The 24970-nt window shown below is 33.4% G+C and carries 23 protein-coding genes, 1 tRNA gene and 1 pseudogene; 11 read left to right on the top strand and 14 right to left on the bottom strand.

Translation table 11 applies throughout. The features are described from left to right. Window positions 1–72: 72 nt before the first annotated feature. Window positions 73–507 (top strand): annotated as a pseudogene (locus tag CVD18_RS10965) (transposase); the annotation flags it as partial. A 748-nt stretch (window positions 508–1255) separates the two neighbouring features. Here CVD18_RS10965 and CVD18_RS10960 read toward each other — a convergent pair. Both CVD18_RS10960 and CVD18_RS10955 read right to left on the bottom strand, forming a co-directional pair. Beyond that, window positions 1256–1525, bottom strand: a complete 270-nt coding sequence (locus CVD18_RS10960; RefSeq protein ID WP_255409439.1) for a DNA/RNA non-specific endonuclease — start codon at window positions 1523–1525, stop codon at window positions 1256–1258. Between the two features lie 125 nt (window positions 1526–1650). Further along, the gene (locus tag CVD18_RS10955) at window positions 1651–3150 is read right to left on the bottom strand and encodes a helix-turn-helix domain-containing protein (RefSeq protein WP_233194526.1); all 1500 of its coding nucleotides are present in this window, start codon (window positions 3148–3150) and stop codon (window positions 1651–1653) included. 102 nt (window positions 3151–3252) lie between these two features. On the opposite strand from CVD18_RS10955, the gene aceB reads away from it, so the two are divergent. Together aceB and aceA are read left to right on the top strand one after the other, a co-directional pair. Next, window positions 3253–4851: a malate synthase A gene (gene aceB, locus CVD18_RS10950; RefSeq protein ID WP_103865485.1), complete on the top strand. Its 1599-nt coding sequence runs from the start codon at window positions 3253–3255 to the stop codon at window positions 4849–4851. An 87-nt stretch (window positions 4852–4938) separates the two neighbouring features. Further along, the gene (gene aceA / locus CVD18_RS10945; RefSeq protein ID WP_103865484.1) at window positions 4939–6216 is read left to right on the top strand and encodes an isocitrate lyase; all 1278 of its coding nucleotides are present in this window, start codon (window positions 4939–4941) and stop codon (window positions 6214–6216) included. A 101-nt stretch (window positions 6217–6317) separates the two neighbouring features. Here aceA and CVD18_RS10940 read toward each other — a convergent pair whose 3' ends face one another. Together CVD18_RS10940 and CVD18_RS10935 are read right to left on the bottom strand one after the other, a co-directional pair. Then, on the bottom strand, window positions 6318–7085 hold the full coding sequence (locus CVD18_RS10940; RefSeq protein ID WP_233194525.1) for a M15 family metallopeptidase: 768 nt from the start codon (window positions 7083–7085) through the stop codon (window positions 6318–6320). Window positions 7086–7198: 113 nt separating this feature from the next. Next, the gene (locus tag CVD18_RS10935) at window positions 7199–7747 is read right to left on the bottom strand and encodes a DUF3347 domain-containing protein (protein ID WP_103865483.1); all 549 of its coding nucleotides are present in this window, start codon (window positions 7745–7747) and stop codon (window positions 7199–7201) included. A gap of 189 nt (window positions 7748–7936) precedes the next feature. Here CVD18_RS10935 and CVD18_RS10930 point away from each other — a divergent pair, with 189 nt between their 5' ends. After that, a complete protein-coding gene (locus CVD18_RS10930; RefSeq protein ID WP_103865482.1) occupies window positions 7937–8392 on the top strand; it encodes a GAF domain-containing protein in 456 nt (151 codons plus the stop codon). A 42-nt stretch (window positions 8393–8434) separates the two neighbouring features. Beyond that, window positions 8435–9454, top strand: coding sequence for a UDP-glucose 4-epimerase GalE (galE, locus tag CVD18_RS10925; protein WP_103865481.1), 1020 nt, complete (start codon window positions 8435–8437; stop codon window positions 9452–9454). 168 nt (window positions 9455–9622) lie between these two features. Here the strand turns inward: galE and CVD18_RS10920 are convergent, their stop codons facing one another. From CVD18_RS10920 to CVD18_RS10885, 8 genes are all read right to left on the bottom strand, one after another. Continuing rightward, window positions 9623–11743 (bottom strand): peptidylprolyl isomerase, encoded by a 2121-nt coding sequence (locus tag CVD18_RS10920; RefSeq protein WP_103865480.1) that lies wholly within the window; start codon window positions 11741–11743, stop codon window positions 9623–9625. Between the two features lie 125 nt (window positions 11744–11868). Next, a complete protein-coding gene (locus tag CVD18_RS10915; RefSeq protein ID WP_103865479.1) occupies window positions 11869–12510 on the bottom strand; it encodes a lysoplasmalogenase in 642 nt (213 codons plus the stop codon). 59 nt (window positions 12511–12569) lie between these two features. Then, window positions 12570–13838 (bottom strand): hemolysin family protein, encoded by a 1269-nt coding sequence (locus CVD18_RS10910; RefSeq protein WP_103865478.1) that lies wholly within the window; start codon window positions 13836–13838, stop codon window positions 12570–12572. A 3-nt stretch (window positions 13839–13841) separates the two neighbouring features. Continuing rightward, a complete protein-coding gene (locus tag CVD18_RS10905; protein WP_369858595.1) occupies window positions 13842–14036 on the bottom strand; it encodes a hypothetical protein in 195 nt (64 codons plus the stop codon). Window positions 14037–14048: 12 nt separating this feature from the next. Continuing rightward, a complete protein-coding gene (gene lptC / locus CVD18_RS10900; RefSeq protein WP_103865476.1) occupies window positions 14049–14606 on the bottom strand; it encodes an LPS export ABC transporter periplasmic protein LptC in 558 nt (185 codons plus the stop codon). Then, entirely contained in the window at window positions 14606–15976 is a 1371-nt protein-coding gene (locus CVD18_RS10895) for a M48 family metallopeptidase (protein WP_103865475.1), read from the bottom strand. Before CVD18_RS10895 ends, lptC begins: the two co-directional genes overlap by 1 nt. A gap of 20 nt (window positions 15977–15996) precedes the next feature. Beyond that, on the bottom strand, window positions 15997–17238 hold the full coding sequence (locus CVD18_RS10890; protein WP_103865474.1) for a hypothetical protein: 1242 nt from the start codon (window positions 17236–17238) through the stop codon (window positions 15997–15999). Next, window positions 17235–17966 carry a type III pantothenate kinase gene (locus CVD18_RS10885; RefSeq protein WP_103865473.1) on the bottom strand — a complete coding sequence of 244 codons (732 nt, stop codon included), beginning with the start codon at window positions 17964–17966 and terminating at the stop codon, window positions 17235–17237. The genes CVD18_RS10890 and CVD18_RS10885 overlap by 4 nt, the downstream gene beginning before the upstream one ends. A gap of 99 nt (window positions 17967–18065) precedes the next feature. Between CVD18_RS10885 and CVD18_RS10880 the strand changes: the two genes are divergently transcribed. Both CVD18_RS10880 and CVD18_RS10875 read left to right on the top strand, forming a co-directional pair. Next, window positions 18066–18138 (top strand) — tRNA-Phe (locus CVD18_RS10880). Window positions 18139–18341: 203 nt separating this feature from the next. After that, entirely contained in the window at window positions 18342–19208 is an 867-nt protein-coding gene (locus CVD18_RS10875; protein WP_103865472.1) for a phosphatase PAP2 family protein, read from the top strand. 14 nt (window positions 19209–19222) lie between these two features. On the opposite strand, the gene CVD18_RS10870 is transcribed toward CVD18_RS10875, so the two are convergent. Both CVD18_RS10870 and CVD18_RS10865 read right to left on the bottom strand, forming a co-directional pair. Then, entirely contained in the window at window positions 19223–20911 is a 1689-nt protein-coding gene (locus CVD18_RS10870; protein WP_103865471.1) for a glycerol-3-phosphate dehydrogenase/oxidase, read from the bottom strand. Window positions 20912–21064: 153 nt separating this feature from the next. Then, on the bottom strand, window positions 21065–22075 hold the full coding sequence (locus CVD18_RS10865) for a LacI family DNA-binding transcriptional regulator (RefSeq protein ID WP_103865470.1): 1011 nt from the start codon (window positions 22073–22075) through the stop codon (window positions 21065–21067). Between the two features lie 261 nt (window positions 22076–22336). On the opposite strand from CVD18_RS10865, the gene CVD18_RS10860 reads away from it, so the two are divergent. From CVD18_RS10860 to CVD18_RS10845, 4 genes are all read left to right on the top strand, one after another. Beyond that, a complete protein-coding gene (locus CVD18_RS10860) occupies window positions 22337–22672 on the top strand; it encodes an arsenosugar biosynthesis-associated peroxidase-like protein (RefSeq protein ID WP_103865469.1) in 336 nt (111 codons plus the stop codon). Window positions 22673–22763: 91 nt separating this feature from the next. Then, window positions 22764–23831: an arsenosugar biosynthesis radical SAM (seleno)protein ArsS gene (gene arsS / locus CVD18_RS10855; protein ID WP_103865468.1), complete on the top strand. Its 1068-nt coding sequence runs from the start codon at window positions 22764–22766 to the stop codon at window positions 23829–23831. Between the two features lie 35 nt (window positions 23832–23866). After that, window positions 23867–24358 carry a rhodanese-like domain-containing protein gene (locus tag CVD18_RS10850; RefSeq protein ID WP_103865467.1) on the top strand — a complete coding sequence of 164 codons (492 nt, stop codon included), beginning with the start codon at window positions 23867–23869 and terminating at the stop codon, window positions 24356–24358. Then, the gene (locus CVD18_RS10845) at window positions 24352–24966 is read left to right on the top strand and encodes a TIGR04282 family arsenosugar biosynthesis glycosyltransferase (RefSeq protein WP_369858596.1); all 615 of its coding nucleotides are present in this window, start codon (window positions 24352–24354) and stop codon (window positions 24964–24966) included. The genes CVD18_RS10850 and CVD18_RS10845 overlap by 7 nt, the downstream gene beginning before the upstream one ends. Window positions 24967–24970: the final 4 nt, after the last annotated feature.

The raw sequence follows: 24970 nt of genomic DNA, 5'->3' as shown, positions 1-24970 counted from the left end.
AACATATCTTTTTAAGACCAAAAGCTACAGAGGGGTCAATATGACCAGAATGGGGGTCAGTATCCATAGAATATCCATCTAGCAGATAGAAAAATACTGGCATGGACATTAAGTGAAGATATGACTACAGAAAACACCATCTACAAAACTTGGATAAAAGCTAAAAATAGAAGGCAAATTACTGAAAATCATATATTTCACTCTGATAGAGGTGTGCAATATGCTTCACGTAAAATGAAGCTGATTTTTAATAAAAATAGTACCATCAAACAAAGTATGAGTAGAAAAGCAAACTGTTGGGATAATGCAGTAGCAGAATCGTTGTTTAAAACCATTAAATACGAATGTACCAATAGATATAAATTCAAAAATTATCTTCAGGCATACTCTAAGATAGAAAACTATATCCAGTGGTACAATACACAAAGATTACATTCTTCTTTAGGATATAAAACTCCTCTAGAAGTAGAAATACAATATTGGAAAAATAATAAAAAAGTGGCTTGAGAAAATAGTCCCAAATTTATTAGGTAGTCCATACTGAAAAAAAACAGCATTTTGGACTTTGCAGTGGTGTGCCTACTTATCCGATCTAATAGCCTCAATATGCGATTCGTGTACCTCAGTACCGAGCTTTGTAGTCTCGCTTCCTTCACTGCATATCTCACGATAAACCAGCTTGCGACTTACTAATGGTTCAAGGCGTAACCCCTGCCCATAAGGGACTTGCACCCTCTAGATTAATTATTTATCTTCGATAAATAATAGATGCCCATGCTGGGCACACACAAGGTATAAAAAACATAGGGCATTCTTGCTAAATCGAAAGGTCTGTGAATATTAACAAAGTCCGCCAAATATAAAATTTGGCGTTTAAAGCAAAAAAATAAAAGCAAAATATTTATATTTGGCTAAGTAATAAACCGAAACGAAAGCACATATCACCTGCCCTACGTTTCTTATACTTAACGTTACATTTTAAAAATGATAAAAGATAAAGAAAAATTGGATCATAATTCCTCAGAAAACTTCAGTATCACAGTACATAATTATGAGCCAGAAACTCAAAAATGGTGCATTGAGAATTTTATCACATAAGATTAATAGAAAATACAAGCATATTTCATTAAAAGATTCTTCTAACCTCTGTATATTTAAGAACCAAGTTTTCACTACTAACGTTTTTTTGTATTAAAATGAAAGCTCAAAAAGCACCTTGAACTTAATTAAAATTGAGAACATTATAAACAGTCAGCTAGAAGACTACATTATCAATATTAGATTCCAACACAGCTTCTATGGAATTTGGAATATTTTCAAAAAGGTCATAGCCCGTTAATGATTCTATTGAATTAACTGTTGTTTTGTATTGAGCCCAGTCTCTACCTACACCTTGATCATTTGGCACGTTAATAGCGATTACCCTAGTAGAAGTTGTAACTCTGCTTATATCATTAGAACCATTTGGTAATATAATCGCAACTTTCCAAAATGAATCTGGAACAGTTATATTGTCATTATCAATTGTTGAGCTAAAACCATTACAAATTAACTATTAAGTAGCGTATCAAAGACGTCGAGACGTCGCTATACAGGAATGAATAAAACACTCATATTTATTGCCCTTCTATTCTACTACACAAAGCAGATTTAAGAATACTGTTGTATTATATTTTTCACCAACATCTCTGTTTTTGTATGTTTTTCTTTTACCAATAATTGCTTAGGAGGTGCTACTCGCACCTCACAATTTGCAAGAGAACACGACTCACAGGTAACTCCTACTCTTTCTTTTGGTATTTTTTTATCATTTACAAAACTAATTTTTCTTTCTAAAGCAGGAGATATCAAAAAACCAATACCTATACTACGATAATATGCTTTTTTAAAAGGATCTTTTGTCGCAGAAGTAAACACCAAATACTGTTGATCTGTATCTACATAATGAGAAGTTTGAATATTGAAAGCATACCCCAAATCTTCATGAGAAGTTCGTTGCAGTATTTTTATCGCCATCCACTGCCTACAGTAATGCTCATTGATCTCATTTGCTCGTGGTTGTTGCTGATGCGTAATATGCAACTCTTTTACTAAATTAAATTTTTCTACACCAGGCTTATGAGTAAACCGAAGAAAGAACACATTTTGCATTCCAAAATCTTTTGGTAATATATTCGTAAGTCTCTGATAAAATGATTCGGGAGATGCGTTATACTGTTTCATTATTTTATGAAACGATTTTTCTGAAAATCGTTTCATTGAGAACAACTCTTTTAAACGCTCCTTCAAATGAGTTCTGGGAATAATTAATGCTCCCGCAAAATACGATGCATAAAAATTGTGTAGTACTTCTTCAAAATTATCATACTTTATCCATGAAAACGTATAGGGTCTTTCTTTAATTTCTAGATACTGATACCCTAATTCTTTAGCATAAATAAATGTTTTTTGTGCTTCATCTACTCGATCAGATAACAATAATGTTTTGGTAGAAGGTACAAATACAGATCTTAAGTTATCTAATTCTTCTTGCTTAGGGATTCCTGCTTCATTAACCGTATACCCATATTCTTCTCTCAAAATTTCTTCTAAGTCAGTTGAAGAAATTTTCCCTGTCAAATTCAACTGGTACGAATTTGCACAACGCAAAGCCTTATCTTCAAGCTCTTTAAAAAAATTATTATGTGCTTCTTGATATGACCTAAGAGAAGCTAGATAAAAGCTTTCTCTACTCATATTGTAATGCTGAGCAATCTCTATTATTGTACTTATAAATGCATTCACCTTAGACGGTGCATTAGCAATAATATCAATCAAATCACTTTGCTGTATCCCAAATAACTCTAAAGGAATTTCATCTAATATCCCAGACTGCAAAATCTCACCTATAGGAGCTAGATTTTTATCCAGTTTTAGAGAAACCAAATCATCATAAGCAACATCAAATGTTTCTGCAAGTTTGATAATTTTATCTGTCTTAGGATATTTTTTACCTTTTTCTATTTCATTTAAATACGATTTAGAAAGCCCACACAACTTAGACAACCCAAAAAGAGACAATCCCATTTCAGTACGTATCTGCTTGATTTTCAGTCCAAAAATAAGGCGTATGTATTCTTCTGCTATTCCCATGGATTCAAAAATAATCATTTTTGCGTAAACAGCTAAAAAATAAAAAGTTCACATTTAGCGAACGTTCGCTTGTTTTGTAAAAAACTTTTTTATACTATTGTTAACTCAAACGATATAGTTATGGAAACAAAGACAAATCTTAGTCAGAAAATTAGCTTCAGAAAAGAGGTTAAAAACTACCATCCAGAAATACTAACAGATGGTGCCTTGGCATTTTTAGAAACCCTACAAGATCGTTTTAACAACAAACGATTAGCTCTTTTAAAAAACCGCAAACACCAACAACAACTGTTTGATCTAGGAACACACCCTTCTTTTCCAGAAAACACCAAAGAGATTCGCAATAGCGAATGGGTCGCCGCAGCAATCCCAGAAGATCTACAAGATCGTAGAGTAGAGATCACAGGTCCTGTGGATAGAAAAATGGTCATCAACGCATTAAACTCTGGAGCCAAAACATTCATGGCTGATTTTGAAGATAGCAATGCACCTCTTTGGGAAAACTGTCTTCACGGTCAAAAAAATCTAAAGGACGCTATCGACAAGACTATTTCTTTTCATAACCCAAAAAGAGATAAGACATACACTCTTAACAAAGAAACAGCCACATTAATAGTACGACCAAGAGGATTGCATCTCAATGAAAAACATCTTCTTATTAAAGATCAAGAAATGAGTGCATCTCTTTTTGACTTTGCATTATATCTTTTTCACAATCATAAACAACTAAAAGAAAATGGCACAGGACCATATTACTACATACCCAAATTAGAGCATTACACAGAAGCTGTTTGGTGGAATGATGTAATTGATTTTTCTGAGGAATACTTAGGCATCAACAATGGTACAGTAAAAGTAACGGTATTAATAGAAACTATCACTGCAAGTTTTCAATTGGATGAAATCATTTATGCATTAAAAAATCATATTGTTGGGCTCAATTGTGGAAGATGGGATTATATATTCAGCTACATAAAAAAACTAAGAAACCATAAAGGGTTTGTAGTACCAAATCGAGCACAAGTAACAATGAGTAGTCCGTTTATGGATGCATACAGCAAACTCGTAATTCAACGATGTCATAAACGAAACATTCTTGCAATAGGTGGTATGGCTGCACAAATTCCTATCAAAGGAGATGATAAAAAGAACGCTATTGCTTTTTCAAAAGTACAAGTAGACAAAGAACGAGAAGTAAAAAATGGACATGATGGCACATGGGTGGCACACCCTGGATTGGTACCACTGGCAATGGAAGTGTTTAATACTCACATGCCAACTCCTAATCAATTAGACATCAAGCTCGAGCATCTGCATATTACAGAAAATGATCTTATAGCCATTCCAGAAGGTACTATAACCGAAAAAGGAATACGAGAGAACATCAATGTAGGGATTCATTATATCGCTACTTGGCTTGGAGGTAATGGGGCTGTAGCATTATACAATCTTATGGAGGATGCAGCTACAGCAGAAATAAGCAGAACTCAAATATGGCAATGGCTAAAAAATGAGGTTCAATTAGATGACAGCAGAACATTTAACAACTCTCTTTTTCAGTCTATTTTTAAAGATGAGCTAAATGTTATTCAGAAACAAACAGGGAAAGTTCTTTTTAAAACTACCCACTATCAAAACGCAATTCAGGTTTTTTATGATTTGGTTACTTCTGAAGAATTTGAAGAGTTTCTCACTACCAAAACCTATACCTATCTATAGAAAAATCATATTAGACAAGAATCTATACTGCATAGTACTGTCTGAAAAATAAAAAAATAAATTAATACATAGTAAAATCAATAAGCCATGAACACAGAACGAAGAATAGAAGAACTGATGATTGACTGGAGTACAAATCCAAGATGGAACAATGTAAAACGTCCTTATACTGCTGCCGAAGTAGTAAAACTACAGGGTTCTTACAGTATTGAACATAGCATTGCAAAACAAGGTTCAGAAAAACTATGGATGAAATTAAAAACTCAAGGGTTTGTAGCAGGATTGGGCGCACTAACAGGTAATCAAGCTGTACAAGAGGTTGAGGCAGGATTAGAAGCCATATACCTAAGTGGATGGCAAGTTGCAGCAGATGCTAACCTTGCGGGTCAGATGTACCCTGATCAGTCCCTTTACCCAGTAAACAGCGTTCCTCAGGTTGTAAAGAGAATAAATAATGCTTTATTACGTGCAGATCAAATTCAGGTTGTTAATGGCGAAAAAAACCAAAAAGATTACCTAGTTCCTATTGTGGCTGATGCCGAAGCAGGGTTTGGCGGGAATCTAAATGCATTTGAGCTCATGAAATCTATGATTGAATCGGGAGCTAGCGGGGTTCATTTTGAAGATCAACTAAGTTCTGCTAAAAAATGTGGGCATCTTGGCGGCAAAGTATTAGTACCTACACAAGAGGCAATAAACAAGCTAGTTGCTGCTCGTCTTGCTGCCGATGTAATGGGAACACCGACGCTTATAATAGCAAGAACTGATGCCGATGCTGCAAACTTATTGACAAGTGATATAGACGAGCGTGATAAAAAATTTATCACTGGAGAACGAACAGATGAAGGTTTTTTTCATGTTAAAAATGGAATAGAGCAAGGAATAGATAGAGGTTTATCATACGCTCCTTATGCAGATTTGATATGGATGGAAACAAGTAATCCTGACCTAGCACAAGCTCGTAAATTCGCTGAGGCTATTCACGCTAAATACCCTAACCAGATGTTAGCCTATAACTGTTCTCCATCATTCAATTGGGCAGCAAAACTTTCTGTAAAAGAAATGGAAACTTTTAGAGAAGAACTGGCTGCTATGGGATATAAATTTCAATTTATCACTCTAGCAGGGTTTCATGCCTTAAACACAAGCATGTTTGAGCTATCAAAAGCATATAAAGAACGAGGAATGGCTGGTTATTCTGAATTACAAGAAAGAGAATTTGCTTTACAACAAGATGGATTCCGCGCAGTGAAACATCAAGGTTTTGTAGGCACTACATATTTTGATGCTGTACAAAACACAGTAACCACAGGAAAGTCTTCTACTGTTGCTATGGAAGGTAGCACAGAAGTAGAGCAGTTCTAGAGACAAGCATGATTTTTTTTCCGATTCTTAGTTATCATGCACAAAAACGACATTTACTATAGTAAATGTCGTTTTTTATTATTTTTCAAAAGCCTTGTTTTCTAATCACATTTCCATGTAAAATCAGACACTGTAAACCTTTTATTTCCTATAAAATTATAATGCCACCACTCTGTTCTTATAGTCTTGAAACCATGTTTCTCCATGGTTTTCTTCAATAGCTTACGATGGTCTAATATTTCTTGCGAAAAAGCGCTATATGAATGATGTGCTTTTTTACCAAAAAAATCAAAATCTGTCCCCATATCTACTGATTCTCCATCTAATTTTACCAATGTAATATCTACAGCCGCTCCTCTATTATGAACCGACCCTCCTTTTGGATTGGCTACATATCCAGGGTTCGGGAAAATTTTCCACATTTTTTTCTGTACACTATGCGGTCTATAACAATCAAAAAATTTGATCTTATACCCTTTCTTGATTAGATCTGCATTGGCGCGAATCAATGCTTGAGCAACCACATCTCTCACATAACATTTTGCACAAGAGTATACCTTTTCTTTCAAAAAATTTGAAGTTGTAGCATATCTCATATCTAAAACAAAATCACTTGAGATATCTTCTATATTTACAAATTCACCATCATCTACATTCCCGCTTCCTGCATGTATTTCTATAGAGTCCTTTTTTTTGAGCAGACGTTGCTCTACTTTATCACCACGCATTTTGAGCGTCTTAGATTTCTCTATAAGCGCTAGAGTTTTCTCTGATGGCTCATATACTACCTCTGCCTCATTACAAGAAGAAAATAGTACTGAAAAAATTAACAAGATTAATTTACACTCTACCATATTTTTTGTTTTCATTCCAATTATAATAACCTCATGTATGTACATCATTAGTATTCGTCTTCCCCAAAACGAAACTAAATCCTACACAAGATTCCTTTTTTAAAGATAATAAATAATTATTATCTATTTTACTTAAAAACTTCTTCTATATCACCACAAACCAACATTTTGTTACCAAAATAAGGGTTTCTTATTTCTTTTGAGTCTGATAACCAATACCCACCTTTTCCATCAAAAGCCATAGGGCAAAATTGTTTATATATCTCTCCTGATATAATTTTGGATTTGCCAATTACCCGCTCCATTTCTTCGGTTAGTGCTACAAAAAAATCTCGTTGTTTATTAATATCTTTGGTTAATGAAACTAATTTTAAAGTGGCTTTAAATTGAGCATCATCTTTACTATCTCCAAGAATTCCTTCTAGATTTTTTGCTTCTGCCTGCACTTCTTCACTCTTTGAATTCACCAAGGCAGCTTTAATAGAAAGATATACATTATATATTTTTTGATCGCGTGTATCCTCAAATGTAACTTCTGATCTAGTATCTGTAGCATTAAGATCTTTGCCTGTCAACCCTTGCACATCAACTGATTTTGACTTTTTATCAGTTTTACAAGACACACAAACAAACCCCGCCAGAAGTAGCATTACAATAAATTTTGCAGTTGTTTTCAAAACGTTATAGTGTTGTTATTATGTTAAAAATGGCAAAAATACTTCATCTATAAAACAATTACCAATCTATCAACTTTTTTAAATGTCTTTTTTAATAATACAACACTATTCTAAATAGCATGTCTTTTTCTAAATATTCTAAATATTTTGAATATTTTGAATATTTTTGATGTTAAAAATTGTACCCGAATGTTATTTGAAAATTTAAAACCCAAAGTAACCCAAATACTTACTAAAGAAGATAAACCTTTAACCGATAGACTGCACTCTGTATGTCAACTCCTCAAAGACTCAATAACGTATTATGATTGGGTTGGTTTTTATTTTAAGAATGGAGACAAAGAAGAGCTAAAATTACGCACATATGTTGGTGAAGCAACAGATCACGAGATCATACCTTTTGGAAAAGGTATCTGTGGTCAGGTAGCTATTTCTAATGAAAACTTTGTTGTTCCAGATGTACAAGCTCAAGACAATTATATCGCTTGTAGTTTTACTGTAAAGTCAGAGATCGTAATTCCATTATTTAAAGCAGGTGAGAATATTGGTCAAATTGATATTGATTCAGAAACACCTAATCCTTTTACAGAAAAAGATGAGAGGTTTCTAGAATTTGTAAATCAAGAAGTTGCTAAAATCCTTTAATTATTGTTCCTTCGTTAGCAATAATATTAAATCATTTTATATATGAAAATCTTAGTCACGGGGGGATTGGGGTTCATCGGTTCTCATACTGTTGTTGAGTTACAAAACAAAGGGTATGAGGTTGTAATTATTGATAATTGCTCAAACTCATCTACCGATGTCCTTAATGGAATTTATGAAATTACAGGAAAAAAACCTGTTTTTGAAAAATTTGACCTCAGAGAAAAAAACATTGTTCAAGACTTTTTTGAACGCCACCAAGACATTGAAGGAGTGATTCATTTTGCTGCATCCAAAGCTGTAGGAGAAAGCGTAGAAGAGCCTTTGCTTTACTACGAAAACAATATATCAACTTTGGTCTACCTATTACAACAGCTCACGCAAAAAGCTTCTTCTAGTTTTATTTTTAGCTCTTCTTGTACTGTATATGGGCAAGCTGATACACTACCTATAACAGAAGATGCCCCTGTAAAAGCAGCGGAATCTCCTTACGGAAATACAAAACAAATTGGAGAAGAGATCATACGAGATACTTGCAAAGTAAACCCTGCTCTCAAAGCTATTGCATTGCGATATTTTAATCCAATAGGAGCACACCCAACTGCTGCTATAGGAGAACTTCCTATCGGAGTGCCTCAAAACCTAATTCCGTTTATTACACAAACTGCTATTGGGCTTCGTGAACAATTGTCTGTATTTGGCGATAATTACCCAACAGATGATGGTACTTGCATAAGAGACTACATACATGTTGTAGATCTGGCGAAAGCTCATGTAATAGCCTTAGAAAGGCTTATTAAGAATAATAATACTACTACTAATTACGAAGTATTTAATGTAGGAACTGGAACAGGTAGTTCTGTATTACAGGTTATACAGTCTTTTGAAAAGGTAGCTGATCAAAAACTAAATTATAAAATTGTAGAAAGACGAGAAGGAGATATTACTGCAGCTTATGCAGATACCACTAAGGCAAATAATGAATTAGGATGGAAAGCAAAAAGCACCCTGGATGACTCTCTTAGCTCTGCCTGGAAATGGGAACAAAAAGTTCGAAGCTAAGAAGGAATTTATCTCCCATCTTAAAAAGCTTTACTAATACCAAAAGCTCATCTAAAACACCCCCGTTATAATAGAAACTAAAAGCTTATACCATTTTTTAAGACAAACGTAAACAAAAAAAACCTGAGGTTGTAACTTCAGGTTTTTTTGTCTTATGTTTCTTACTTTCTAATAGAATTTTGATCTTTTATCTTCAATTTCTGCAGCTCCTTTTAGGGCTTCAAAAACTTTTGTATCTACTGCTCCAGCTTGAGCTTTAGACATTCTCAAAGCATAACTCATGTAGTTATCTAATTTACCGGCAGGTGTTTTCTTTGTTACTTCTACTACATAAACTCCATTGTTTCCTACGATAGGGGCAGATACTTTTCCTATTTCTAAAGCAAAAGCAGCTCCCACTACTTTTGGTTCATTTCCTGCTCCGCTAATTGTTGGCGTTTTCATGTTTAAGGCAGAAGAAACTTTTACTGTTTGCCCTTGCCCTTGCGCAATTGCATCCAATGTACTACCAGAAATCTTATTTTTTAATTGCTCTGCTTTCTTTTCTTTAATCAATATAGGTTTTACTGTTGCACTAGCATCTTCAACACTCATCAATCCTTTGTCTGCTTTTGCGGTCAATTGAACCACAGCATACCCTCCAGGAATATCAAAACGTTTAATATCACCTACTTCTGATTTTTCATTAAATGCCCATTGAACTATTGATCTTTGAGCTCCTACACCGGGAATACTCTCGTCTAATTCTTTTATCTTATTTACTGGCCTTGCTGTCAACCCATTCTCTTTAGAGATTTCATCAAATTTCTTGTCTTTAGCAGCGATCTGAAACTTTGTAGTTTTTGTAAAAATTGCATCTATAGTTTTTTCACTAGGCTCAATTTTCTGAGCTACAGTAGCTATTTTCACAGCTGTTTGCTCATTCTTTTGATCTTCTATACTAATAATATGATACCCAAATTGTGTTTCTACAATTCCTTGATCTCCTATTTTATTTTCGAAACAGTAATCATTAAATGCTGGCACCATTCTACCTGGAGTAAAATACCCTAAATCTCCTCCTTTATCCTTATTAGAACTATCTGCAGAGAATTCTGATGCAAGGGCCGTGAATTTAGTTTTATCTGCTCTAGTTAAACCGATAATACTATCAGCAAGAACTTTTGCTTCTTCTTTAGTTCTTTTTGTATCTCCTGCGGTTCCTAATCCTTCCCAAGAAATCAAAATATGATTTGCTTTTACAGAGTCAGGTATTTGTTTTTGAGCAATTATCCTAGATATCTTAAAATGACCTCCATCTTTATAAGGACCATAAACTCCACCAATTCCAAGGTTATAAAGTGTATCTGCTACAGTTGCTGGTAAGTCTTTCTTAAACTTAAACCCTCCATCAAATGGTATTGCTGAGTGCTGAGCCACAAATTCTTCAACATTTTTTGTATTTCTAAATCCGAAAACAGAATCTGTTGCATTGGTTGATTTATTAAACTCTACTCTATCATCTAATAATACAGCTACTTCTTGTCTTATTTGATTTTCATCTTCTTGGCTTGCTTCTTCATTAAACAACACATATTGTATATCTCTTGACTCTTCTGCTTTATATTGATCTGCATGTGCATCTACATATGACTTAATATCTGCATCAGTCACATCAATTTTACTGTCTTCAATACTAGAAAATGGTACTTGTACATATTTTATATCTACATTATCATTTTCCATCTTATATTCTAATTCACCTTCTCTCAATGTAGACCCTACAGCAGCTTTGATCATTGTAAGGTAAATTTTTTCTCTCGCATTTTTACTTACAGAGTTCTCAAAATCTAACCATTGTGCGTATGCTTTTGGTGAGGTAGCTTTTACATTAGCAACATATTCTTGCATTTTTGCTTTATCAAAAGCTCCTGCTTCATTTTGGAAAGTTGGATTATTTGCCAGTGATTCAGCTAATAATTCATTTACTTCATCTTCTCCTACTCTTATATCTAGTTCATCTAATTGCTCTTCAAAGACAGTTTCTCTCAATTGCTGATTCCATACATAATTTACTGCCTGAATACTAGATGCTCCCCCACCAAAATTTTGTGAAGCCAACTCTACCCTTCTAGCAAACTCAGTTCTATCAATATCTTTTCCGTTTATGGTTGCAATTATATTTTCAGCCTTTTGGGAAATAGCTCCCCCATTACGTATTAAATCTGCTAATACAAAAGAGAAAAGTGCTAGCGCTATAATTACGATTAGAAAAACCGAACGTTGTCTGATTTTATTTAAAACTGCCATGGTATCTTATAATTTATTCAAATATAGTGGGCGAAAATACCATTTTATTGTAATAATACCAATTAAAAAATCTGAAAGTCTTATGAAGTTTTTCTTTAATACTACACGATCTGGTTTTAACGTATTTAATTTACTTGTTTTACTTGACCTAAAACTCCTTTTACTATTAAAAATTGGGCAATTGTATATGTAACCATAATCCATATGTCTTGCATAAACAAAGGATTATAAAATTTAGTATATGCCAACACACTATCTGAAAGCATAAAAAACAAGGCTCCGTAAAGAACTTGATTATAACTCACTTGTGAAACTTTGTTTTTTCTGAGATAGGAAGCATTAGACATTAACAAAATCACTATCATATATACTACTACAGGTATTAACAACTCCCCCAAGCCTCTATACAAAAGAAAAAACAAGACTACCCCATATAGCATAGTAAACATAAAAAAGCTTATGTTTTTTCGCTGTTTATTTCGTTTTTTAAGAAATATTAAGGTATACATTATATGGGCAATCAAAAATGCAAAAAGCCCTATCATAAAAAAAAGTTGCGATTTTACGACAAACAACAACAGAATATCCCCTATCAAAGAAAACAACAACCCCAAAAACAATAACCTAACCACTATAGCACTTAGGTTATTTTTGTTTCTCCAAAAAAATAGGATGAGAGAGACTAGGATTAAAGGTTTTGTAAAGTACCTAAGGTGACTCAATAGCTCTATACTACTACAAAGCAAATCACATAATACAACCCCCATATATATGAGAATAAACAGTATGCTCTTTGGCTTTTTTTATACGTCGCCTCACTGTGTAATTAATCTTCTGTCACTACTTGTAGTTCTATGATCTCAATCTTGGTATTTGATGTTTCTATAATCTTCATCTTGAAGATATCTATTTTTACCTCATCTCCTTGTTGCGGAATTTCTTCGGTATGATTAACAATCATCCCTCCAAGTGTTTCATAGTTTTCATCTTCGGGTAAGTTCAACTTATAAACTTCATTTATATGATCTACTTCTACTCTAGCAGAGAATCGATACTGATTTTCTGACAATTGCTCTTCTATAAGAGCAACAGAATCATGCTCATCTTGAATTTCCCCAAAAAGTTCTTCAACAATATCCTCTACTGTAATTATACCACTGGTCCCCCCATATTCATCAATCACCACAGCTATACTTTTTCTTTTTTTGGTCAAGAGATTAAGTACGTCTTTTACAAACATTGTTTCTGGCACAAAAACAACAGGGAGAAGAATTGCCCTTAATGATTTTGGTTTCTTAAACAACTCAAAAGAGTGCACATACCCTATAATATCATCAACTGTATTATTATAAACTATAACTTTTGACAAACCTGTATCTATAAATAGCTTACTTACTTCTTCTATAGATTGTAATTTTTCTACTCCCACAATTTCTGTTCTGGGAATCATAACTTCTCGAGATTTTACATCTGAAAAATCTAATGCATTCTGAAAAATTTGAATTTCACTATCAACTTCATCATGTTCCTCTATAGTCTCCATTTGTTCATTTATATAATCCCCTAACTCTGTCTTACTAAATGCTAACTGAACTTCATCTCCGTCTGTTTTTAAAAATGTTTTTAAAACAAAATCAGAAACCCAAATCACAAATGATGAAATAGGAGAAAATACTATATAAAAAATATATGCAGGAAATGAAAATACTTTGAGCAAGGTATTTGAATATATCTGAAAAAATACTTTGGGCAAGAATTCTGCCGTAATCAATATTACCAAAGTAGAAATAGTTGTTTGTAATAACAGATTAATACTTTCTGCTATATAAGGAAAATATCCCTCTATAACCCTCATCAACAACTCTCCCATATAAAAACCATACACAACCAATGCTATATTATTACCCACTAGCATAGTGGCTATAAATTTGGAAGGTTTTTGAGTTAATCGAGCAAGAATATTAGCAATGAAACCTCCTTGCTTTTTCTCTATTTCTATATGAATTTTATTTGAGGACACATACGCAATCTCCATTCCCGAAAAAAAGGCTGAAAGAATAAGGGAAAGAATAATAACTGTGATATGCAACTCCATGAATTAACCTTTCTTATTGGCTTCAAATCGTTTTCTGAAATTTCTTTTAAAGAAAAACATAAAAATCGCTGCTATCGCAAAAAAAAGATAGAGCATACTTTTTCCTCCTTCACGGCCCCACTCTATATATGCTTCGTAAATAAAAAAACACATTATAGCCAAATAGGCATATTCAAAAAATCTAAATACTTTCATCATAGCACTGATTATTTACTCCTCGATAAACATCACTCCGTCATTAATTCTTGAATTCAAGATAGTAAAATCTTGATTAGCGTCAAAACCATCTGCTTCATTAATTGTTCCGTCAGGTAGATAACTTTTATAGGGTTGATCTGTAAAAACCCAATTAATATTTTGATCCCAATACAGTTGTTCTGCCTGCAAATGGGTACTATCGGCAGTTCGTATATCTACATTACCTCGCATATCAATCAAACCTGTTTCTTTATATGATATTGCATAATCTGAGGTAACAACACTTACTTTCCCTTCTTTATCTATCACATCCAAAATAATTCCTTCTGGAAACTCATAGTATGCAAATGATTTATTGGAAAAGTCCAATATCTTAGGAGTCTTAAGTATTGCAGCCAACCTTCCTGAATCTGTATATTTAAGATTAACTTCATATACTTCTGCTATAGGAGCGTCTTCAGAAGATAAATATTCTTGCCCTTCTTTTTTTACTGATTGGCATGAAAAAAACATTGTCACAGCAAATGCTGTGACAATGTTTTTTATGATATACTGTTTTTTATTTTGCATTATAGTTTTGGCACTCTTACGGTTTCACCAATCCAACAACCAATCTTAACAGATGTTACTCCTGGGTTATTAAAGATATCTGTTTTTGATGGAGCTCTACCGTGATAACTTGCTGCTGTTTTTGTTGAAGTTGATCTTAAACTAGGATCAATTTTCCCTGCTCTTCTTGCATAGTTTTCTGCTAACCAATATACAGCTCTTTTGCTAAACACATCTGCTCCACAATTATTTGCACTACCAGCTATCATACTTGCTATTCTAAGGTAACAAACTCCCATCGAAGGTTTTTGCTTAAGTGCTTTTCTATAGTAAGATCTTGCTTTTCCTTTGCTTCCTTGTCTTTTCATTATTTCACCAATCTTAAAGTATACCTTTGCCTTATCACTAGCTTTAGTCTCTAATTCTGCTGATTGATTAAAATATTTCAATGCGGTTGTAGTTTTCTTATCTTTTAATGCTAAGATCCCTAAATAGTATGCTGATTTTGAAGAAGGTTCTGCTGTATGCAGTGCTTCTACCAATCTAAAGAACAACGGATCATCTGTACATTCTTTTGATGACATTCTTCCTGCTGCACTTTTTAACCAGCTTACATCCGTCTTTTTAGCTTCAAACTGACCATTATATAATGGAATTAAGTTCTTACAATCTGCTAATTCTCCTAGCTTCTGATTTATCCCTGCTTTTACTTTACTAAAAGCTGTAAGGTTAATTCCTGAATTCTTAAGCTTTCTTTTTTCTTTAGAGCTCAATGCAGTTCCCGCTTCTTCTTTTTCTGTAAGCTCTGCAATTATTTTTGCCAATCTACTTTCTTCATTCTCTATCTTTTCTGTAACATCATCATATAAATTAAAGACTCCTTGAAGTTCTTTTTTACCTTCTCCATGAAGATCTACAAAAAGAGAAAAATATGTATATAATTTCTTTGGTCTTTTAAAGCTTGCTTTATCTTCAGTATATGCCTTATCGAATTCTGCAAACTGAGTATCTTTTGCACCCATTTTATTATCATACATCAACTGACCTATATCAGAATGCATATCTCCTACCTTAGTTTTTGCAGGAAAATACTTGAATCTTTCCTTCCATAACTCAATCTGTTCTTTTGCAACAGCTATTTTTGCATCGCCTGTAGCTTTCTTATACTTGGCTTTTAATAATTTTTGACCAAACTGATACGTTGCTACACTATAAGTTGGACATTCTTTTCTTACTTTCCATAGAGGCGCTTCTGCCGCTTCATAATTCTTCACTTTAGCATGCTCATAAGCTATAGAAGCCGTATTTGCACAGTCTGTTGCCTGAGCATTTACACTTGTAGTGCTCAACGCTAATCCTGTTGCTAGTATAAATAAAACTTTAGTATTCATAGCTGTAGTAATTATTGTATTTAATTAAATTTTAATTTCTTAAACCATCTATCATTTAATGATAAACTTAAAGAGACGTTAAAGAATTCTTCTTTAACCAATCCAAAATTCGTTGTTCCTCGCTGACCATACTCAAAACTTAGATTAGTATTCGAGAATAACCTTCCAACTGGTAGTCCTACTCCAAAAGATATGCCAAACTCATCAACTGATCCATTGTTTATATTCAATCCTGTCTCTTCATAACGGAATCCTGCTCGATATGTAACCCTATTAAAATATCCTGTTAAAGAATTATATCTAGGAATATAATATCCTCCTGCCTTAAATTTTGAAGCATTCTCATAGACAACATTACTCTGATTAGACACCAAATTCGTAAACTTACCAGAATCTACATACACATATTCTGCTCCTATAAACCATTTTCTAGGCTCTCCTATACCTCCACCAATCTTATATTCTGCAGGTAAATCCACCTCTTGATCTTCAATCGTTATTTCTCTTCTATCGATTACTCCTTCTTGACCATTATTTCCTATGATCACTGTTGCCAATTCTCTACTTCCATTAGATGTCAAATCAAAAGAAGGCCTTGATACAGCAGAGGCAACAAGTTCTAGCCTATCTGTTATCATTGTCTTATATGTCAATCCAAAAGATAAGCTAAAAGATGATAAATCTGAATTTGTAATTTCTCTTGTATCATATTGAACCCCTGATCTTCTTAAGATTGTTTTGTTTTCAATATTTCCAAAGTTATAATTTAAATCTACACCTACACTTAAGTGTTTATTAAGTTTTACACCAGCAGCTAGGAAAACTTTATTCAATCCTCCTGTTCCAGAATATCTAAGCTCTCTAGTACCGCTTACATTATTAAGCTCATATCCTACTGAGGTAAGCGGCACAATACCAAAACCAAAACCAAATTTACCTGCAGGAATACCAATTGCCAAATAATCTAAAGAAGCATTTTCTCCTGTAGATGACTCCGTAGTATTGCTAATGTCAAATTTACTATATGATGTACCTACCGTATACGTGGTAAGTCCTAGCTCTCCAAAAGAAGCTGGGTTTTGAAGGTTAAGATGTATACTATCTGTATGTATGCTCAATCCCCCCATCGATCTGTTTTCTACTGTTCCTTTGAACTTTGGAATACCAATTCCATAAAAAGAATATGGTGATGAAGTCCCTTCCTGAGCGTGAGATATTATGGCAACATGTACCAATATGACTACTAAAATCTTTTTTATCATTTATTATTATTAAAGGCTAAAATGTAGTTTAATCCTTCCAACAAAAAATTAGAAGTGGCAAATATGCTATTTTTTAATCTTTTAGACAAAAAATGTGCATCCCCACCGGTTAAAATAACTGTTAAATCAGGATAAATGTTGCAATATTCTGTAATTACCCCATTAATTTCATGTAATATTCCGAAAACAACTCCTGAATGAATTGCTTCTTCTGTGCTTTTTCCTATTTGGTTTTTTGGAGATACCAACTCTAATAATGGCAATTTTGCCGTATAATTATGTAAGCTACCATATCGCAATCGTATTCCTGGTGCTATTGCCCCTCCAAGGTATTCTTCTTTTTTATTTTTAAAATCATATGTTATGCAAGTTCCAGCATCTATAATCAATACATTTTTACCAGATAACTGATCAACTGCTGCTGCCACCAAAGCCATTCTATCAATTCCTAATGTAGTAGGTGTATCGTATAAATTCTTGAACGGCATCGATACCAAATGATCTAACACAAGTGTATTATATACATTTTTGATATATTGAATACAATCTTCGTTTATATTAGAAACCGAAGAGATAATGGCATTTTTAATCAAAGAGTAGGTTTCTTTGATGTTCTGCACCTCTTTTTTTAAAGCATTATGTTCAATTATATTTTTATAAATAATTTTTGATGCATCAAAAACACCTATTTTAGTGTATGTATTCCCTACATCAATAACCAGATTCATATTTTGTTTTTATAAGTTGCAAAAGTACGAAACGATTTTTTTACATTTTTCTCTTGTGTATTAAAAAAAGGGTGTTATATTTGCATCCGCTTACAGCAAGGTGCCTTAGCTCAGTTGGTAGAGCAAAGGACTGAAAATCCTTGTGTCCCTGGTTCGATTCCTGGAGGCACCACCTTAAAAGCCCAAACAATTGTTTGGGCTTTTTTTATGCTTAAACATTCATTTACAATTGCGTAAAGATCAAAAATTGTGTTTACACAAATCTGAATAAGAAGAATTCTATACTTCTGACTTATACGCTAAAAGCTTTTATTCTTATAAGGAAATCTATTTTTTAATGATTAAGTTACTATTTTTGTAGCGCAAATTATAATCATGACTTATACAAAGCCCTTATTTCTATCTATAATATTCTCGCTTATTACTCTTGTTATTCATTCGCAAGACATTCAAAAAACTAGTGATTCGCTTGAGACTTCAGAAAAAATGTCTACTTGGCAAATGATGAAATATGATGGATTATCTATATATGGTGGTGTAAAAAATACCTATACACGCCCCCTTAAATGGAAAGGAAAAGATTGGGCTACTTTTGGAGGGATAATGGCTGGGACAGCTATTTTATTAGCGGTTGATGAACCTGCAAATGAATATTTCGCAGAACAATCAGAAGATATTCCTACTGGTGTCAAAGAAGTAGGTTTTCGTTTCGGAAAACCTTTACTCAATTATGGATTAACGACTAGTGTATATGCTTTAGGGCTTATTACTAAAAATGAAAAAATAAGAAAAACGGGGGTTCTTCTTATTGCTTCTGCAACCGCAGGAGGGCTACTACAAACGGTTAGTAAAACACTAGTAGGTAGGGCTAGACCTCTTACAGGAGAGGGCAACCTCAGCTTCAGATTTTACTCTCATGAAGCAGGGTATCATTCTTTTCCTTCAGGACATACTATTCTTTCATTCACCACGGCACATGCAATAGCCAAACAGTTTAAAAGCCCTTATATAAAAGGAGGTATCTATGCAATAGGTCTATTATCTCCTGTATCTCGTTTATGGGAGGGAGCACACTGGCTTACAGATGTTGTACTTGGAATGGCGATTAGTGTTGTTATTGTAGACGGAATAGACAATTATCTCAAAAGAACAGAACGCTATGCGTATAATCACAAGAAAAATAAAATAAAATGGAACCTCAAACTAGGAGCGGGACAAATTGGGATTGTCGGCAGTTTCTAACAAGGTTTTTTTATTTAAAATTCTGTTTCGTAATAGGTAATTGCATCTTCCAGCAAGAGATCTAGATAATTATTTTCTTGAGTGATACGAAGTTTATTCCAGTTTAAATAACCAACTAAGTCATGTAATACTAATAACCTATAGTGATACACACTATCAATATCAAAATAAAGTCTTCCTGTTCTTCTTACAAAAAAATCAGCCAACCCATTGGTCATTTCATAATACACACTATACCATAGCTCAGCACGAATTAAACGCTCTATCATCATCTCATTGGTAAAACTATCTGTCTTATTCAAAATCACATCTGTTTGTTTGCCATAAGTAGAAACCAAATACGAGCTATAGTACAGATCATCTATCTGCATTTTTTTGAGTTCCCGAGCTACTTGGTCGCTATATTCTCCTACCTCTTGGGTATTCTTAAGCGGATCACTTGTTAAAAGAATAGTATCTGTATGTGAGTTAGAGAACTTACTTTTTCTCTCATCACTCATCGTATCAAGCACCTCATCAATAGCTCGTTGTGCCATTTTACGATATCCTGTAAGTTTCCCCCCTGCAATAGATATCAATCCTGTTTTAGATACAAAAACCTCATCTCTTCTAGAAAGTTCTGAAGGATCTTTACCATCTTCATGAATCAATGGTCGTAATCCTGCCCAATTAGACTCAATATCTTTTTGAGTAAGTTCTAAATCAGGAAACATATACTGAACAGCTTTTAATAAATAGGTTGCATCTTGTTGAGTGGCAACTACTCGATTTAAGTTCCCCTTGTAACTTGTATCTGTGGTCCCTACATACGTAACCCGTCCTCTTGGAATTGCAAAAATCATCCTGCCATCAGGTACATCAAAATAAATAGATTGATGAAGAGGAAACCGTTTACGAGAAAAAACAAGATGTACTCCTTTTGTAAGATGTAAATACTTATCATTCATGGATTCATCCTTCTCTCTCAATAAATCTACCCATGGCCCTGTAGCCGAAACAAAATTTTCTGACCGAATAACAATTTCCTGTTGCGTGTTATGATCTATACAGTTTAGACTCATTATTTTACCATTTTCATTATAATTAAAAGAGAGCATCTCACAATAATTAATGCAATTTGCACCAAATGAACTTGCTTTCTTTATCAGTTCTATGGTAAGTCTTGCATCGTCTGTTCTGTATTCTGCATAATATCCCCCACCAATAACTCCTTCTTTATTTAATAAGGGTTCTGTATTCAGTGTTTCTTGTATACTAAGCATTTTTCTCTTATCCTCACCTTCTACATTTGCTAGAAAATCATAAATTTTTAATCCTATAGAGGCCATTAATTTACCATAGGTTCCTCCTTCCACAAGAGGAAGTAGCATTTTTTCAGGAATCACCAGATGTGGAGCTAGTTTATGTACAATAGCTCGCTCACTTCCTGATTCTCTTACCAGACCGATCTCCATCTGTTTGAGATACCTAAGGCCACCATGAATAAGTTTTGTAGATTTATTACTGGTTCCTGATGCAAAGTCGTTTTTTTCTATTAAACAAACTTTTAAACCTCTAGAAACCGCATCCAACGCAATTCCTGCTCCTGTAGCACCTCCCCCTATAACAATAAGATCATACGTTTTATTTTTTGCATTGTCTAATTGAATATCTCTATCCAAAATTGAAAATCTAGAACTATCTTCTTCTTTTATTGCAAACATATCTTAGGGCTCTTGTAGTTTTCATATTTCATAAACATATACTATTATGAAACATCTGTTTTCTTCTGTATAAATAGAAATATATCAGTAAAAACGGCTACAACTATATAAAATTATTATACACTATCGTATCCTATAAATATAGTATATAATCTAGTATGTAGAATCTCTAACAATCAAAGATGTTTTAACAATTTCGGTTTTGTTCTGGTAATTTTCTTCATAATTATCCAATTGATCCACCAAATTTCTGGCAGCTTTTATTCCCAAATCTTCTGCATGTTGAGAAACTGTAGTAAGTTTTGGATAAGAATATTTAGCCAATAAGCCATCTGTAAATCCTATTACAGAAATATCCTCAGGGATTTTATAGCCTAATTTGTGTGACATATTTATAGAGACAGCCGCTGCTGTTTCATCCAAACCAAGAACCGCATCTATTGTATTATCTTTAAGAAATTGCTCTATAAGTGCTTCTGAACTATCTGTGTTTTTAATAGATAACTCTACCAGTGATATCTCGTCATTGGCCTGTATGCCTACTTTTGCTCCTTCTAATCGTAATTTGGCTACACTCAGATCCCCTATTGTTGTAATAACAGCAATCTTTTTACACCCTGTTTCTATAAGGTAGTTTACTGCTGTTTCTGATCCTTTTTTATCATCTACAATTACCTTATCACACTCTATCTCTTCTGTCACCCTATCAAACATCACGATAGGCACATTATCTCTTTTAAGTTCTTTGAAATGCTCTAACTTATTTAGGATTTGAGTTTCTTGACTCAAAGATATAATGAAACCATCAACACTACTGTAATTAAGCATCTCTACATATCCCACTTCTTTATCATAAGATTCATTGGTAATACAGGTAACTATTTTATACCCTCTTTCTGAGGCTTCTTGCTCTATACCGTGTAACGCCTTTGCAAAAAAATGATTCAGAATTTCTGGTAGTATTACTCCAATAGTCTTGGTTTTGTTACTTTTTAAACTTACTGCAAGAGCATTGGGTTTGTAATTATAAAAATCTGCTAATTCATGAACTCTGATAATTGTTTTTTGACTAATCTCAGCATCATTTTTTAATGATTTTGAAACTGTAGAAATAGAAAGATTCAATTCTCTTGCAAGCTGTTTAAGTGTAACTTTTTTCCTCATAAACTTCGTTTTATATTTTCCCTTTATTACTTTTTATTTAGAATTAATCACTTATACAGAACAGTTATTTACATGTTTTGATTCTTAAAATCTTTATCTTTTTCCACAAAAATCGTTTATTTATTATGCGATCTTTGTATTTTAACTATATTTCTACTGTACTTATTATTTTTTGAAAATAATAAATTACATTTTAATGTAAGTACAATTTAATACCAACGACGTAATAACACGTATCTACAACCTAAAAAATAATACTATATGTCTAAAACATATTATGACCCTGCTGATTTAAGAAAATTTGGAAAAATCACAGAGTGGAGTGAAGAACTAGGTACCAAATTCTTTGATTACTATGGTAAAGTTTTTGAAGAAGGGGCGCTAAGTGCCCGAGAAAAATCATTAATTGCTTTAGCAGTTTCTCATGTAGTAAAATGCCCTTATTGTATCGATTCTTATACCAAAGATGGATTACAACGAGGTATTACTAAAGAAGAAATGATGGAAGCAGTACATGCTGGAGCGGCAATAGAAAGTGGAGCCACATTGGTTCACGGGGTACAAATGATGAAGAAATACGAAAAGCTTTCGATGTAAGTAGGATTTTAGTTTTGCTGAAGTAATAACTTCATCCTAATTAAAAGCCTACTTTCTCGAATTAAAATCTATACTAATTCAGGAACAGAAGATGTCAGAAGTTAAGAGAAAACAATCCTTACAAAAACGCAATGACCAATTGGCTAATGCCAATAGGCAATTAGAAATTCTAAATAATGGAATATTTGCTAATGGAGATTTACCCAAATTTGCAGATAAAATCGCAGAGATTGGTCATTTCCCTTTACGCCCCAATAAGTTAGAAATTCTACAAATCAATGTTGGTTATATGTGTAATCAAATATGCGAACATTGTCATGTGGATGCAGGTCCTGATCGCAAAGAGATTATGACCAAAGAAACTATGCAACAATGTTTGGAGGTTATCAAAAAAACGGGAGCTCACACCTTGGACTTGACTGGTGGAGCTCCTGAAATGAATCCTAACTTTAGATGGTTTGTAGAAGAAGCAAGTAAGGCAGGAATCAAAGATTTTATCGTGCGTAGTAACCTTACTATTATTAGAGCGAACAAAAAATTCTATGATCTTCCTGATTTTTTTAAAAAACACAATGTACATGTCATCTCATCTATGCCTCACTGGACCAAAGGAAAGACAGATAAGCAACGAGGCAACGGGGTTTTTGACAAATCTATAAAAGCACTTCAAGAGCTTAATGACAGAGGATATGGCATGCCTGATAGTGACCTCAGACTTGATTTGGTATATAACCCTTCGGGAGCATTTTTACCAGGAGATCAAGCTTCTATGGAGAAAGATTTTAAAAAAGCACTCTTAGAAGACTTTTCTATTCAATTTCACAATCTTTTTGCCATTACCAATTTACCTATCAGTAGATTTTTGGACTATCTCATAGCTTCAGAAAACTACGAAGATTATATGTATGCATTAGTAGAAGCCTATAATCCAATGGCGGTAGCCAATGTTATGTGTACCAATACTATTTCTATCAGTTGGGATGGGTGGCTCTATGATTGTGATTTTAACCAAATGCTCGATCTTAAGGTCGCTAGCAAAGTCAAACATATTAGTGAGTATAATGAAGAATTGCTTCAGAATAGAAATATTATAATTTCTCAACACTGCTATGGCTGTACCGCTGGAGCAGGAAGTAGTTGCCAAGGAACTGTAGCATAAAAACTACCTGTACAAGCTATTTTTTTTAACCCTAAATGAATATTAGAATAATTTATATACTGCTGCTTATAGGTCATTTTGGCAATGCTCAAAGCTCATTGGATACATTATTGAATACTCACAATAATAACAGTATCCCTTATATCTCTGTAAATGAATTAAAAGCTATTCAAGATACCGTAATACTATTTGATGCCAGAGAGAAAAAAGAATACCAAATAAGTCATCTAGAAAATGCTATCCATGTAGGGTATAATCATTTTTCTATAGCACATATAATCCAACAAAACATACCCAAAAACGCTCATATAGTAGTATATTGTAGTTTAGGAATTCGATCAGAAAATATTTCTGAACATCTAAAAAAAGCAGGATACACCAACGTTCACAATTTGTACGGAGGCATTTTTGCTTGGAAAAATAACGATTATCCTGTATTAAATAACAAGAACCAAGTAACAGACAAAGTTCATACTTATTCTAAAGAGTGGAGTAAGTGGTTGTATAAAGGAAAAAAAGTATACTAAAATTGAAAGAAAAAAATCTACTTCTCATTTTTACCCGAAACCCTGAGCTAGGCAAATGCAAAACAAGACTAGCCGCTACTATTGGCGATTCTGCAGCATTAGAAATTTATCAATTCTTATTGCAACATACCGTTACAATTACCAAAAACTTAAATGTTCAAAAAGAAGTTCATTATTCTGTAAAGATACGTGAGGATGACTTATGGAATTCAGAAATTTATTCAAAACAGCAACAAGCAGGTAATGATTTGGGGCAACGTATGGAACATGCTTTTGATGCAGGTTTTGAAAATGGATATCAAAACATCATTATTATTGGGAGTGATATGTATGACCTCAGCCAGAAAGATATTGAAAATGCATTTCTAGAGTTAGAATCACATGAATATGTAGTAGGACCTGCAAAAGATGGAGGATATTATTTATTTGGAATGAAATCCTTAAATTCACAAGTCTTTAAAAATAAAGTCTGGGGTACAGATACTGTTCTTAGAGATACGCTAAAAAATATTCAAAAAGAAGATGTGAAATTATTAGAAGAACGCAATGATATTGATTATTATGAAGATATTAAAGACATTGCTATTTTTCAAAAATTTATAAGCTAACAAA

The organism is Aquimarina sp. I32.4 (genome assembly GCF_002924285.1).
Lineage (GTDB): Bacteria > Bacteroidota > Bacteroidia > Flavobacteriales > Flavobacteriaceae > Aquimarina.
This window is presented reverse-complemented; position numbering and strand designations above follow the sequence as displayed.